The organism is Paenibacillus sp. Paensp38 (assembly GCF_059491915.1).
The window spans coordinates 5,505,555-5,519,600 of record NZ_CP168516.1 but is presented as its reverse complement, the minus strand read 5'-3'; the positions used below and the strand labels follow the sequence as shown (position 1 = coordinate 5,519,600).

Genomic DNA, 14,046 nt, shown 5'->3' with positions numbered 1-14,046 from the left:
CAAAGGAGAATCACTCTACTTATGCGTGTAAGAATATTTATATTCATATTTATTATCGGAATTATATGTGTGCCTGCGTATTTTATTATGAGCAGCTTTGGATTATTTCAAAATGAAAAGGTGCTTGTACATTACAAGCTTGCCATTGAGGTAAAGGATAAAAAGTATGATGCCTGGCCTTTAATCAGTAGCTATGCCGCTATAGATAAAAGAGGGGACAGTCGTCAGCTCTACTACCAGGCGGAGGGCTCAGGCTTAGAGTATCTGTTTCAGCTAGCCTATGGACAATATGAACTCCGACCCTCCAAGGAAAATCCTTTTCTGGACGGAGGAGTCCACTATACCATGGATCATCCCGAGTATGTGCGTGAGGAAAAGGAGTATGAGAATGCTAACGACTACACGGAATTAACCCATTTTTATAATCAGCAGGAACGGATGATTTATACCTATAATCCCGAAGCCAAGCTCGATAAAACATACGTCCGTTCCATCATCACCGCTGGGATGACTCGCACAACTGGTAATTCAAGCCGTCCGGTTAAGGATGACTATATCAATATCAGTAAGCTGTTTAAGGATAAGCTAGGAGTGAATGTGAAGGTAGATGTGGATGAGGACAACAAAATCGTCACCCTATCGATGACATGATTTCACATACGATGTACCGCTGCGTCGTCTCATTTCCAAAAAAGAGATTTATGGTTTACTAGAATCAAGGGGGCTGGTTGTTGATGTCATTCGCAATTGAATCAGGGCTTTTGCCTGCCCAGATCGCAGCATTGGAGGAACAGATACAGCATATATTGCCCGCTGGCTATAAACGTTTTCTTTCACAATATAACGGATTTTATGTAGCCGCCCCTTTTTATTGCAATGTGCCCTTCGATCGAGTGGATAACGGAGACATTGATTTGACTTGTTTTTTCGGATATGAGGTATCCAACAAAAATCATGACCTTCTAGCGATTAATGATGAATTTCTGGATGAAATCAATCATGTCGAGAGCGCTTTGTTGATTGGTGCAGATGCGGGCGACAATTTTTACGTTCTGACATGTAAGGACTACACCCCGTATGTGTACTACTGGGACCGCACACATCTTCATGCCTATGATGACAAACTGAACTATGATATTGCAGAGCAGGACGAATGCGGACATTTGTATCTGGTGGCAACAGACTTTACAACGTTTTTTAATCAGGTAATTGAACGACTCAACGAGCAGAAAGGAAGGCCTAATGATGACAGAAATACATAATGCTAAGCAGGGACCGGCTTATTTGGAGGGTTGGGTTGTACCCGAAAACCCCGAGGCATGGGTCGAGCAGGAGTGGACAGGTACGCTTCGTTCACAGGCAGGACATACGAAATTCCACATTTTTTATTACGGAGAACTTATGGACGAGCTGATCACTGGTACTGAATTTGCACCCCAACTCATTATTGCAGAAGATGCAGTCACAGGTGAACAGATCGTGATTTTTGACGGAACCCGCCATGGTTACGATGCTCTGCTATGCGAAGTTTATACCAAGGAGCAGCAGAACAATCGCACTCCCCTGCTGCCCTATCTGGACGAAGATGGTGAAGATACTTTCGAGGTAAGCGTAACTGCCTTTTATAATGTTGATTGGGATGACGAGTTTGCAGACGATGTAGATGAGAATGGGCAGTTAGAGCTGATCAATGGCGAACGATGCGATTTTGAAGATGCGAAGCGGAACGGCTATGATGCGATCAGCATTACGATTACCAGCGCTAAAGGTCTAAAAACAGAGATCCTTCAGGAAGAGCTGGCCTGACGATGGTGTTCAAAAGAATCAAACATCAGGAAGGCGATATTTTTGTTATCCCCCTGCATGACGGCCGATTTGCGGTATGCCAGGTGATCTGCGCACTGTATGGTAGATTCAAAAAAGCGTTCTCCTTCGGGGTTCTATCCATAGGCCAGAATCAAGCGTACGGAGGTGAAACGACATATCTTCCGTTTACAAATTATCGCGGCCGATTTGAAGTTATATTCACCGCCACCCAAAATCTGACGAAAGGAGTATGGCCCATTATCGATCATCGCCCTCTTTCCGAGGAACAACAGCAGCTAAAATATTTTAATTGCGCGGGCCATCTATACTGTGGGGATGAATATATACGCAATCTGGAACTGGAAGAATATAATCAATATACGATAATGGGCGTGGCTGGATATGAGTTGGTACAGCAATATTTAGCCCAATATGATGACCGCTAGGAAGAATAGCAGCACAAATAACCACCTTGAAGTTTGAATGCCAAGGTGGTTATTTGACCTGTTAAAAGGGTTCAAACGTATATGGGAATGATGTACGCTCTGTCCCCAATACCGACTTCACGCGCTCTTCATCCACCAACGCTTCGACGAGGCTATACAAATCCGAGGCTGCATACCGAAAATTGCCCCATGTGCGCAGATTCAAAGCATAGATTGGGAATTCCCCCCGTTCATCAGGCGATTGAATATCCCAGATCAGCAAGTCATCCTCTTCACTGGAAGCGAAAGGGACCGCATGCTCCAAAAGCTCCGGAAAACCATCTGGCTCCAGCGCCGCTTCTTGTAAAACCTCTTCTGATTCCAGTACATCATCAAACCAGGCCCGCCAGTTATGACAACGATGAAGCCATGAATCCGGGTGATCGCCAAGAGGAATATGAATGTTCCATAAGCCGCATAGTCGCCCGTAACCAAGAGTTTTGACATAATCTATATAAGAAGGCGGAAAGCCCATACCATTTTCAAAACGATGCTCTATTAGAAAAGCCTCATCATAGTAAGCCTGGAATTGCGGACGCTGTAGTCCTGTAAAAATGCTCATGCTCGCCCTCTCCTTTCGCGCATCTTTATTCACCTTTTCGCTCTTAGGCACATTGAAAAGGTCTTTTTCAAGTGTTAAAATGGGAATAAGATGTATATTCTAAAAAAGAGTGAAGATGCGTCAACATCCTCACTCTTTGGCAACAGCCGCTTTTAAGGGCGGTGGCTGCAAGTTCACGGTATTCGAAATAGACCGGTTCCTACCACGGGCGGTCTATTTCTTTTTATGGAAGGAAAGAATCAGAATCACCAACGTTGCGAATTGAATCATCAACATTAAGGTGTCTTTAACCTCCACAGGCCTCACCTCCCTCACAGGAGACTAGCCGACCGCCCATCTAAGCCATTCTGTTATTAAGGAATATTATAACATATGAAATATAAAAAGTACGTTTTTACGATCTTTCCGAAAAGGAGGAACGAACATGGAGCAAAAACGCTTCAAAGATGAATATGGATACAAATATGACTTTAGCGCCGTGATTAGAAGAGGAGAACAGGTAACTGTTCACTGCCCCCGTTGTCAGGGCCAAGCTTTTATTTCCATATCCAAAAAAGACTGTTATTACGTCGTTCGATGTTCTCATTGTTACTACACATATCAGCAGCCCGAATCTTATACATTCTATGCACGCGGCGTATGCAACCATTGCGAACGGTATTTTAATATCGAAATCCATGATGACCGAACGAAACTCCATAAAAATACAAATATAAACTGTCCGCACTGTGAGACACGCAATCAGGTTCCGGTGCATCGTGTGCAATCACGCGAATGGCATACGAACGTGATCCAAAACGGAAAAGACCCTATTTTCCAGCTCCAGCTGTACTTCCTAGATTACTATCGGGGGAAACCTGTCTGGGCTCTTAACCGGATACACCTGAATTACCTGCTCTCCTATATCTCTGCCGAGTTGCGAGAAAAGCCTGCATCCGGTATGATGCGTACGGCTTCCCACTCCATTCCCAGGTACATTAAGGATGCGAAGAATCGCCAGTCCATCTTAAAGATATTACAAAAGCTACAGCATAAGCCAGCGGCTAAGAGAGGAGCCTCCATACATGAGCATACAAACTTTTGACAGCCTTGAAGCACTGGTCCATGCCGTTGACCAAACAGAAATCAATGAATGGGTATTTGCCAATCTGAAACATGTTCAAAGTAATCCGCTCAATTCTACCTATTACATCATTCCCGAGGAAGAATTGTGGGAACTGGAGGATGCCGGTCTCACCGTCACCAATCATCGTGATGAAAGTATACCTGCATCTCTGCCAGACCATCAGGTGCAATCTTGGCTGGAGGTGGCGACTGTACAGGATGTCATTGAAGTGTTACGCCACAGCGGAAGCGAGCCGGATATTGAACGCATTGCGCAAGGACTGCGATATTATCATGAATATGATGCTTTTATGGAATAAGCGTTTCCAGCAGCTCTTTTACCTCAGGGACAGCCTGCTTCAGGCTGTTTTTTAGTTTCTTCGCGCCACCCCATATACGATAAACAAGCACCTCTTGTTCGTAGTTCTCCAGCTTCTTAAGCTCCTCCACCAGTACCTGTGCCTGCTCTACGGTTTCAATTCCGGATGACTTCAGTGGTTTGGCAGACTCGTTGCCTGCCAGTAGAACCCTCGTCCAAACGGGTATCGTGTCCGGTGTCAGTCCGTGTGCGTCAGCAAATACAGCGGCGTAACCGTCCTGTACGGACTGATGTTCACTGTCCACCAGCTTCATATAACGATTCACTAATGGGAAATAGTTCTTTCCTTTTAGGCCCAGTCCCATCACCGCATAGGTTCCCGGCATTGCCGACTTTTCACCGGGCTCTACATCGTTATACCACTTGAACTCTTCCATCACGACCTCAGCATATTCAGCCAGCAACGGATGCAGCGCAGGATATTCAAGTGCATTGGCGAAGAAACGATGCAACGTAGATTTAGCCAACTTGGGTACAGGCAGGTAGTTTTTCACCTTGCTTTTGAACTTCATCCGATATTCCTTGGTAAAGCCCTTTCTTAAAATATCGCATAAATATACGAGTGCTTCTCTATAGCTCTCTTCTTCCTCTGAACGAATCTGAACCTCCAGCGTTTGCAAAATATCATTGGCTTGGCAGATGACTCGCTCACTTGTATATAACGCTGGGATGCTTCCTGATCCGTTCTTAAGCCACTGGGCTGCCTGATCCGAACCCAACTGTGCAGCAATCTCCAAATACTTCTGCCGTGCATCGGCATCGGTCGAGCCCACCCGCATCGCGGTAAGCAGGAACATCTCCATGGCTGGCGCGGGAATTTCCGAAGGGAGAATATCGGGCTTCACTTTATAATCCAGTCCATAGCTTTTTTCCCGATCCGCATACTTCAGCAGAAATTCATCCTCAGCCCAATGCTTTAAGCCACTGCTGAGCTGATACCTCCATGCTTCCTCACGCTTGCGGCTGACCTTCACTTTGGCATCCATTCGATTCAGCAACTCATTCATCCGCTGGGCGTTTACAGGGTACAAATGAGGATCAAGCAAGTGTCTCACTAAGAAGAAATCGTCCTCTTCCTTCGGGATAGCTTTACTGGAAGGGTTGAGCTTCTGCTCTACAAACTGTTGGATAGTGGCTAACAGTTGCTGCCGTTTATCTTCATTTAGGAGTGAGAATGTAAAATGATTGGCCTTATTCTCCAAGACCACTTCCAGATGAAAATCCAGTCGATAACGAAAGAACATGGAGCTGAATTCTTCCGAATTAAATAGCGCCTCTATCTTTTCCTTGAACATAGGCATCCATTCGTCCTGCACCTGCTGCAATGTTACCCCATCTGTAAACCCAGAATTTCCCGTATCCGGTCTACGACGATCCCAATCAAACGGTTCGTGGGTATCCACCCACAGCCCATCCTTCTTACAAGTAACTTTTAAGTATTCATGAATCCCTTCGTGAAGGACGCTTTTGATTTGGAATTCGGCGATGCGCTTTTGCTCAGAAGCGTATGTCTGGTCAATCTCCTCAAAAATTGGACCGATGTAGGCTTGTACCCCTGATGTCATAAGATGTGTTCCTCCTTCGTCCCCTCACAAATTGTAGTTCCTACGGAATTAAGATAGACTAATCTATAACTATTTTATTTCCTGATTATAGCATATCTCTCATTTACTTTTGGACTCTACCCCTATAGATAGAGTGCCGGAAAGCAGGTGTATTCATATGTATTGGGTTTCCACACAACATACGACGGTGGCTGCCGAAGAACTGACAACTTTCGAACATACCTATGGATTAACTTTACCACCTCCCTATGTAGCATTCCTCACCCGCTATGGGCCTGGTACCTTTTGCGGACTGCTGGTGATTGAACCGCCTGATGCTCAACTATTACAATCCTATGCGGATTACGAACTGTGGAGGCATGATGATAACTGTCCGATCACCGTGCAACAGCTAGGCGAGTGCGTGGTCATCGGTAGCTCCATAGATGGGGATTTCCTAGCGGTGCACCCTCAGGTCGAAGGTTTGCTTTGGCTACCGCGACATTCGGAGGTCATTACTAAGAAGCCATTAGATGTTCAGGTTCCATTTACAGATACACTGGAGCATATACTACAGGATGAATTCGGAAGAATAGAGCCATTCCCCCGTTATTTCGAACCTGTCAGTCTGGATAGAGCAGCAACATTTCTACTATTTAATCCACCCGAGACGGCGGAAGCTTGCGGTTCAGCCCATCCGAACGATCAAGCCTTGCAAATAGCTCCAGCATCTATACAGGTATTGGCTCAGCGTTTTAAACAGCATTTTGACTCACATCTATGGATTGAAAACGAGCATATCTGCATGGCTTTTCTTCAGACTCTAGGCGGATATGTGCGTTTTAACTATGCATATGGACGCGAAGTGGCGATCATTTATGAACCCACAGCGATAGCACTTCGTGATGAAATTCTAGCATACTTGCAAAAAGAGCATTGCCGGGTTGTAGAGTAAGAGGAGGACAAATACGAATGACAGTACATTTTGAACGAACCTTAGAAAAGCTGGGACAGATCGCCGATCGTCTGAGACAAGGTGGGATGTCTGACGTGGTATACCAATGGTCGAAGGGGATTTCTACAAGTGAACTAACTGAGCTGGAGGAACGGCTGCAGATGCCTTTGCCTGCCTCCCTGTCTGAGTTGATAAAGCGGTGTGGCAGCTTACATTTGCTATGGTGCCTCCCTCAACACTGTATTGTAGCCGATGAACCGGCTTGTTCATATGAAAGCAGTAATGGCCTTGAACAAGAACCGAATATCCTCGACGATATCACAGGAGAATTTGGCTGGAATCATGAGTATATTGGCTATTTTACATCTTATGGGGAAGATACCGACTCAGCAGCGGACGAGCAACGATATCTGATCCTTAATTATAATGGTGCGGGTGATCCGATACTGCTTGATATGGCGACATCCGCAACAGAGCCAGCGGTGTTCTGTTATGATCATGAGTTGGATCAGTTTACGCTGCTCGCAGAAAATCTACCCGCCTATATAGAAACCATGCTCACCTTGCACGGACTATGGCTGTGGGATTGGTCTAACGTGTCAGACGAGCATGGCATTCAGCTAAACAGTCCACCACTACAACTGTGGCAACGCTGGTTGGACATGTTTTGTACGATGAAGCTGGAGGATGCGCAGTCGTTGGAGACGCTGATCCATTACACCACCATGCATGGCGTAGATCATCCTGCTGTGGTGCAGGCTTTTCAAGCCTATGATCCAAAGGATATTTTTCTTGCCTGGGAGCAGCACTGGCAGAACATTCAACATAGCCAGGTTCCATTCTCTACATGGGCCGTTTGGGTAGGGGAGACCGCAGGGGTTGGGGCTGCTGATTGGGTCCGCTCCTTGTGGGAACCGGAAACCGCGCAAGTATGGACATCTTTAGCTCAAAACAATACCCTACATGCTAAGGGTGCATTTGCGTCCACACGCGCCTATCTGAGCGCCCGCTGCCTACCCGGGCAGGAAGGCTTGGTATGTGTTTGCAATCACCTGCTACAGCATTCGGTTGCAGATGGCAAATTAGAAGGATACACCGCTAATGGACAGCTACAGCATTTTCATTCACCGCAGGTCATTAACTGGATACGGGATAAGGTCAATCATCCGGTCGATGGCTGGGCAGTACTTTTCGCCTACTCTTGTCCTACAGCTGAGCAGGTGATTGAATGGCTATCCAGTAGTGAGCTTCATCAGAAGATTGCAACGGAGGGGCTAGATATTATGATTCATCGGGATCTTCTGCCCGCTCTGGAAGCAGACGCTTGGGCCAATATCTCAGATCTGCTTCTTGCTTCTTTGCAGCTCGTGATGCTCAAAAAAGATAAACGTCGTATTGAAGCCGTGCTTAAGCAGCTTTCAGATTTGGAACTTCGTTAATCTTTCGGAAGGGTCGTATGCGGATTCACATGTACAGTGATGTGAGGTAAAGAAAGTTAGCCGCTGCATCAGCGGCTTAACCCCTTGAGGAAAGTATCTATAGTAAATGAAATCAATTCATCATTTGATTGTGCCATAGGAAAATCAAAATTCAGGAGCAAAGAAGTCAAGCCGTGCAGCATACTCCATACAGAGCTGGCGAACAAGCGCTCATCTCCTTGAATGATGGAACCCTCCTCCATAACGGCTTTGAGCCCAGCTTCAAGAAGCTCAAAGCCTTTAAGGCTCCCACTGTCTATAAGACTAACCAAGCTTACAGATTCCAGGTTGCTGATAAACAGAATGTTGTAATATTCCGGGTTAGCCGTTCCAAAACGAACATACGCATCAGACACCGCCTTCAGTGTGTCCAGAGCGTTCAATCCCGCTGCCTGTGCTTCATCCGCACGTTGCTGAAGAGCCTGCAGAAACAGGGCATTTCCTTCTAGCAGGAGTTCGATTACAATGGCTTCCTTATTTTCGAAATAATGATAAATAGTTGTTGGTGAATATTCAATCTGATCCGCAATTTTGCGCATGGAGACTTCAGCATACCCTTGATTCAGAAAAAGCGATCGGGCGGCCTCAATGATTTTCCGGCGGATCTCATTGCTTTCACGTTCTCGGCGTTTGATATGTTTCATGAGTAGATGTACTTGCCCTTTCTGCCTACCCCAATTTGGCGGCGATACGATCAGCTTCCATTATACCCGATTCCATAACCCCTTGAAACCCGCCCCCAGGCTGTGTCCAGGCCCCTACCAATGATAGACGCTTTACTGCTGATTTGTGCTTGAGCCTTTTTATACCGGACTGCCGAACCGTTTGTGCGTAGCCATAAACAGCCCCGTCGGGATTAGCGGTATAACGCTGCATCGTGCGTGGTGTGCCCAATTCGGCTACCATCACTTTGCTGCTAAAACCCGGATACAGCTGTTCAAGGCATCCCAATATCTGCTGTGTCACGGCTTCTTTTTTGGCTTTGTATTCGGGACGTGCGGCAGGCCAGTTCTCCAATCTGTCCAAAAATGTAATTGCGATGACACCCTTTCCCGGTTCATTGAGCTTAGGGTCCATGGCGTTATAATTCGTGAGCATCCAGTTGCCTTTCGTGTACTGGCCGCTCATCATTACTTCATAATCTGTCTCCGAATCCGGCTCATTACGCAGGATTAAGTCTTCTTCGGTGATGCCAAGCTCATGAGGTTCACATGATAATCCCAGATATAGCTGGGTGAGAGACGTGCCAGTCTCCAAACTGCTGACAGCTTCCAGCTCACGACGGGCAGCATCATGGTTTTCCAGTAGACGGCCATAGGTATGATGGGGACTGATACCAGACACAATCCAGTTGGCTTTATATACATCCCCTTTTTTCAGACGGACACCAGCAGCTTTACCATGTTCGAGTATAATCTCAGATACCTGACTGCGCAGGTGAACTTCTCCTCCCGCTGACTTAATAGCGTCAACCAGTGCATTAGATAAAGCCTGTGCGCCTCCCTCAATGTAATACGTACCCTCCATGTGGTAGCCGATCCAGGGAATAAAAAAATACAGGGCCGCAAGTCGCTTTGGAGGCAATCCGTAATAGGCCCACAGCGCGGTGAAAAATTCCGTGAAGCGGTCAGATAACCCGAACTGGCTTACAGCTTCCCAGGTGGTCATTTGCGTCCAGCGGAGAAAGGTCCCAGCTTTGAGCAGGCCAACCGCCTTGCGCCAGGAAGTGAGAGTAGAAAAAGCAGAAAAGCCTGTTTCAAAACGGCGAATGCCCGCGAATAGACTGTCAATGGCTTTCACCTCAGTAGGAAACATGTTCTTGAGGAGCTGCACATACTCCTGAACATCGGACGGAATATCAATGTTCTGGCCTTCCCAACGAATGGAGTAAGGGTGCTTTTTGCGGAGAGGAACAATTCGCAGGTCCGCATTACAGGCCTTCAGCATCTGACCAAAGCTTCCTTCCTCGAGTCCGCCGACACCATGCAAGGAGACATCAAAGGTATATCCCTTTCTTGTAAATTCAGTTGCGAAACCGCCAGGCAGAGTATGGCTCTCAAAAACAGCTGTTCGGTAACCGAGCGCAGAGAGTCTTGCTGCACAGGATAAGCCACCCAATCCTGCACCGATGACAATAACATCATATTGGTTCATGATTTCATCCCCCTTTTTTTAACATCGTTATATAAGTTAACAGTGTTAAGTTAAGGAGATTATATACCATAATATTACCGTTGCGAAAGTAAAACTTTTTTAATAAAACATCAAAAATGTAGCGCTTTCACTTGTCAGATTCCAATGAAGGTGCTATCCTTCAAGTGGGATTGTTACTGAAAAGGCAAAACCCGAGTACACTTGTGTACCCGGAGTTTGCCTTTTTTTGATTTGTATGGATTCCACAGCATACAGTTAACCATCCCGAACATGTAGTAATCGCTTTCAAAAAATGACACCAAAGGAGATTAATCTCATGCAAAGAAGACGTTTTGCCCCTGTTTTATTATCTTTTGTGTTCCTGCTAACGATCTTTTTCCCATCCGCCAGCTCTGCCGCAGCAGCAACAGATGTCCCAGCGCCACAGGCTACCCTGTTTACACAGGTACAGCCTTTGGGTGAAGTCGTTTCTGCTGTTGTACTGAAATACAGCACCAATATTGACGGTGCATCCTTATCCACGTCTAGCTTTCAGGTTCAATCTGTACTCAATGATGTATATACAGACAGAACCGTGACCGATGTATATACCAATGATACTGGAGCCATCACCAACCGCAGCACTCATGGTAAATATGTTGTGATTGAGCTGGATACGCAAGATAAAAATGCAAGTACCCTTACTTACGATGCAATAAGCGCAGTTAACCGCATCAACACGTTGAATTATATTATTAGTCAAAAGAAAGATATTGCAACTTCAAAGAAAACAGTCATCCCAGCCTCTGCACAGACTGTAAATGCAACAGATAAAATTACACCGATCGTAGACGATTTCCAAAAAAACACCTTTGAAAATAAAGAAGGCTTCAAGCTGAACTACTTTACGTTTGAGCCTAAAGTTGAGCCCGGCAAAACCTACCCTCTGGTTGTATTCCTGCACGGAAACGGCGAACGTGGTGACGGAAACGGAGTAAATTTGCTGGCAAACGCCGGAGCTGTTACTTGGGCTTCTCCTGAGCAGCAAGCCAAACACCCATCCTTCGTAATCGCACCACAAAGCCCGATTGACTTGGAACATAAATTCATTTGGGCGGATGAACCACGCAACAGCGCTGTAGCCGATTTGGTACGTGAAACAGCGTTAAAATACCCAATCGACACCGACCGAATCTATATTGTTGGTATTTCTCAAGGAGCTATGGGCACGTGGAGGTTGCTGGAAAAGAATCTTGACTTGTTCGCCGCAGGTGTACCCATTGCCGGTTTGACCAACTATGAAAAAGCCGTTAACATGTATGCACCTGTCGATCCTAAACACGTTGAAGTACTGAAAAACGTTCCGCTTTGGGCCTTCCATGCTGCAGACGACACCACAGTTAGTCCTAAAAACTCGCAAGAAATGGTAGCTGCCATTAAAGCACAAAACGGAAACCTCATTCATTTTACTGAATACGAAGCAGGGATTATCCAACCTACAGGACACTTCTCCTGGGTACCGGCTCTGCAAAATCAGGATATGATTGAATGGCTGTTTGCACAAAAGAAATAAATGTACAGGCCTGTTGATTAACCACTAAATGGTAAAAGGAAAGTCGCCCACCTTTCAGTTGGTTTGTACCCTTACAAACCAACTGAAAGGTGGGCGACTCCATGAAAAAGTCTATTACGATCCCAACGATTCTTCAATCCATTCCGCTAGCCTGTGGGGTGGTTCATACGTATTCAGTCCTGCGCAAACAGCTTTATAGTCTAAGGCACTACCTCTGCTTCTTTTACTTCCTCTAGGCTATATTAACTTTACTGCTTTCATTGCCTGCATTACACACATCATTACGCTTCATTTGCTCAAGTCTTCCTTCTCGCAACAAGCAGCATAATAAATGAAATTAAGACAATGGCAATCGTCCACGCCCAGGCCATCGTCTGATTCCCTGCATCGACAGCTACATAGATCGCCGTAGGTACCGTCTGCGTCTTATTCGGAATGTTCCCGGCAATCATCAGCGTCGCTCCAAACTCGCCAAGCGACCGTGCGAAGCCCAGTATCGCGGCAGTCAGCAGTGAAGGATAGGACAGCGGCAGCGTAATGTAGCGAAACATCTGCCATTCGCCAGCCCCTGCCGATCTGGCCGAGTCCTCCAGTGAACGGTCCACCGCATCGAATGCCGTCTTCATTGTCTGATAGACGAGCGGGAATGCCACCACGATAGACGCCAGCACCGCCGCCCACCAGGAGAAGATGACTGACGCGTGGAACAGCCATTCGATCCATTGTCCTAACCAGCTTCGACGTCCCAGAATGACCAGGAGCAGGAACCCGACTACCGTCGGAGGCAGCACCAATGGAAGCATGAAAATGGTCTCCAGCACCAGCTTACCACGTATGCGGCTTCGCCTTATCCAGCGGGCCGCCAGTACTCCTAGGACCAGCACGATCACACAGGACAGAGAAGCGACCTGCAGGGATAGCTGTACCGGAGGCCAAAATTCCGCCCAATTCACAGCAGTCAACAACTATTCCGCCTTACGGAAGCCGTACTTTTCCATCACCTGGAGCGCAGACTCGGTTTGCAAATAATCGTAGAATTGACGTGCATCCTCCTCATGACTTGTGGCAGCTACCAAACCGAGCGGATAGGTAATCGGAGAATGAAGCTTGGAGTCCACTGTTAACGCAATGCGTGTATCCTTCGTGGAAAGTGCATCCGTCTTGTATACGAAGCCCGCATCCGCGTTACCTGTTGCTACGTACTGCAGCACCTGTCGCACATCCTTGGCTTGTACCAGCTTCGGCTCCAATTCACTCCACAGCTTTTGATTCGTTAACGCTTCCTGTGCATATTTCCCCGCAGGCACACTGTCAGGAATGCCAATCGCGACTGTCTTGATGTCTTGTCCCTTCAGGTCATCCAGTTTCTTGAGCGCCACTCCATCCTTAGCAGGAACGACTAATACCAGATCATTCGCGAGCAACGTGCTGCTCTTCTTGACAAGGGCTTTTCCCTCAAGCGCCTTCATGCTGGAGGTAGAGGCAGAGATAAAGACGTCTGCGGGCGCTCCTTGCTCAATCTGACGCTGAAGTGCACCGGAGGCGCCGAAGTTAAAGTTCAGCTTCACATTCGGGTGCTCCCGCTCATATCCGGTCTTAATATCATTCAGGGCGTCCGTCAGGCTTGCCGCTGCAGAGATCGTCAACTCCACCTGTTGCTGGTCCGGTGCCTTCGTGCCTGCTGTATTCTCCGTTGTTGTTTGTGCTGCTGTTGCCGCCGGCTCTACAGGAGCTGCGGGCGCAGCACTCTGGGAACCGCAAGCAACTAACACCACTAGTGCCCATATAGCTACTAGACTTCCAATCGTAGACTTGATTCTTCTCAAATTCCATCCCCCGTTCAATCATGTTTAGTTATAATTAGATATAACTAGTATAAATTCATATCTCATTATAGCTATGAAGGTAATCCTTGTAAACCACCAAAGAGCAGTTGGCAAGTATCACTTATGCCTGTTTAGAAGCTTGATGTTCCTGACTTTTCGCCAGCCTCTGTTATGCCAGATGATTTGGTGTACAATATATGA

General features: G+C 46.7%; 16 protein-coding genes. 9 read left to right on the top strand and 7 right to left on the bottom strand.

Annotated features, from left to right (window positions below; translation table 11 throughout):
• The first annotated feature begins 21 nt into the window (after window positions 1-21).
• From ACEN8J_RS24510 to ACEN8J_RS24495, 4 genes are all read left to right on the top strand, one after another.
• A complete protein-coding gene (locus tag ACEN8J_RS24510) occupies window positions 22-651 on the top strand; it encodes a hypothetical protein (RefSeq protein ID WP_340957152.1) in 630 nt (209 codons plus the stop codon).
• An 83-nt stretch (window positions 652-734) separates the two neighbouring features.
• Window positions 735-1,262 carry an SMI1/KNR4 family protein gene (locus ACEN8J_RS24505; protein WP_340957153.1) on the top strand — a complete coding sequence of 176 codons (528 nt, stop codon included), beginning with the start codon at window positions 735-737 and terminating at the stop codon, window positions 1,260-1,262.
• Entirely contained in the window at window positions 1,246-1,806 is a 561-nt protein-coding gene (locus tag ACEN8J_RS24500; RefSeq protein WP_069010045.1) for a hypothetical protein, read from the top strand. The genes ACEN8J_RS24505 and ACEN8J_RS24500 overlap by 17 nt, the downstream gene beginning before the upstream one ends.
• 2 nt (window positions 1,807-1,808) lie before the next feature.
• Window positions 1,809-2,252: an immunity 26/phosphotriesterase HocA family protein gene (locus ACEN8J_RS24495; RefSeq protein WP_495594087.1), complete on the top strand. Its 444-nt coding sequence runs from the start codon at window positions 1,809-1,811 to the stop codon at window positions 2,250-2,252.
• Between the two features lie 61 nt (window positions 2,253-2,313).
• On the opposite strand, the gene ACEN8J_RS24490 is transcribed toward ACEN8J_RS24495, so the two are convergent.
• Both ACEN8J_RS24490 and ACEN8J_RS24485 read right to left on the bottom strand, forming a co-directional pair.
• Window positions 2,314-2,853, bottom strand: coding sequence for an HAD family hydrolase (locus ACEN8J_RS24490; RefSeq protein WP_495594086.1), 540 nt, complete (start codon window positions 2,851-2,853; stop codon window positions 2,314-2,316).
• Between the two features lie 213 nt (window positions 2,854-3,066).
• A complete protein-coding gene (locus ACEN8J_RS24485; protein ID WP_223822146.1) occupies window positions 3,067-3,150 on the bottom strand; it encodes a putative holin-like toxin in 84 nt (27 codons plus the stop codon).
• Between the two features lie 127 nt (window positions 3,151-3,277).
• Between ACEN8J_RS24485 and ACEN8J_RS24480 the strand changes: the two genes are divergently transcribed.
• Window positions 3,278-3,937 carry a hypothetical protein gene (locus ACEN8J_RS24480; protein ID WP_029518561.1) on the top strand — a complete coding sequence of 220 codons (660 nt, stop codon included), beginning with the start codon at window positions 3,278-3,280 and terminating at the stop codon, window positions 3,935-3,937.
• Entirely contained in the window at window positions 3,918-4,277 is a 360-nt protein-coding gene (locus tag ACEN8J_RS24475; RefSeq protein WP_176715670.1) for a DUF7716 domain-containing protein, read from the top strand. Before ACEN8J_RS24480 ends, ACEN8J_RS24475 begins: the two co-directional genes overlap by 20 nt.
• Here the strand turns inward: ACEN8J_RS24475 and ACEN8J_RS24470 are convergent.
• On the bottom strand, window positions 4,267-5,901 hold the full coding sequence (locus ACEN8J_RS24470) for a DUF6138 family protein (RefSeq protein WP_495594085.1): 1,635 nt from the start codon (window positions 5,899-5,901) through the stop codon (window positions 4,267-4,269). The two genes, ACEN8J_RS24475 and ACEN8J_RS24470, sit on opposite strands and share 11 nt — an antisense overlap.
• 157 nt (window positions 5,902-6,058) lie before the next feature.
• Between ACEN8J_RS24470 and ACEN8J_RS24465 the strand changes: the two genes are divergently transcribed.
• On the top strand, window positions 6,059-6,835 hold the full coding sequence (locus ACEN8J_RS24465; RefSeq protein ID WP_495594084.1) for an SMI1/KNR4 family protein: 777 nt from the start codon (window positions 6,059-6,061) through the stop codon (window positions 6,833-6,835).
• A 17-nt stretch (window positions 6,836-6,852) separates the two neighbouring features.
• Complete coding sequence (locus tag ACEN8J_RS24460; protein ID WP_340933496.1) at window positions 6,853-8,274, top strand: SMI1/KNR4 family protein; 1,422 nt, start codon at window positions 6,853-6,855, stop codon at window positions 8,272-8,274.
• 68 nt (window positions 8,275-8,342) lie between these two features.
• Here ACEN8J_RS24460 and ACEN8J_RS24455 read toward each other — a convergent pair whose 3' ends face one another.
• Complete coding sequence (locus ACEN8J_RS24455; RefSeq protein WP_029518565.1) at window positions 8,343-8,957, bottom strand: TetR/AcrR family transcriptional regulator; 615 nt, start codon at window positions 8,955-8,957, stop codon at window positions 8,343-8,345.
• Window positions 8,958-8,982: 25 nt separating this feature from the next.
• Window positions 8,983-10,467, bottom strand: coding sequence for a phytoene desaturase family protein (locus ACEN8J_RS24450; RefSeq protein WP_495594083.1), 1,485 nt, complete (start codon window positions 10,465-10,467; stop codon window positions 8,983-8,985).
• Window positions 10,468-10,783: 316 nt separating this feature from the next.
• Here ACEN8J_RS24450 and ACEN8J_RS24445 point away from each other — a divergent pair, with 316 nt between their 5' ends.
• Complete coding sequence (locus ACEN8J_RS24445) at window positions 10,784-12,019, top strand: peptidase (protein WP_495594082.1); 1,236 nt, start codon at window positions 10,784-10,786, stop codon at window positions 12,017-12,019.
• A gap of 296 nt (window positions 12,020-12,315) precedes the next feature.
• Here the strand turns inward: ACEN8J_RS24445 and modB are convergent, their stop codons facing one another.
• Together modB and modA are read right to left on the bottom strand one after the other, a co-directional pair.
• Window positions 12,316-12,981, bottom strand: a complete 666-nt coding sequence (modB, locus tag ACEN8J_RS24440) for a molybdate ABC transporter permease subunit (RefSeq protein WP_029518567.1) — start codon at window positions 12,979-12,981, stop codon at window positions 12,316-12,318.
• 3 nt (window positions 12,982-12,984) lie between these two features.
• Window positions 12,985-13,845, bottom strand: a complete 861-nt coding sequence (gene modA / locus ACEN8J_RS24435; protein ID WP_340933503.1) for a molybdate ABC transporter substrate-binding protein — start codon at window positions 13,843-13,845, stop codon at window positions 12,985-12,987.
• Window positions 13,846-14,046: the final 201 nt, after the last annotated feature.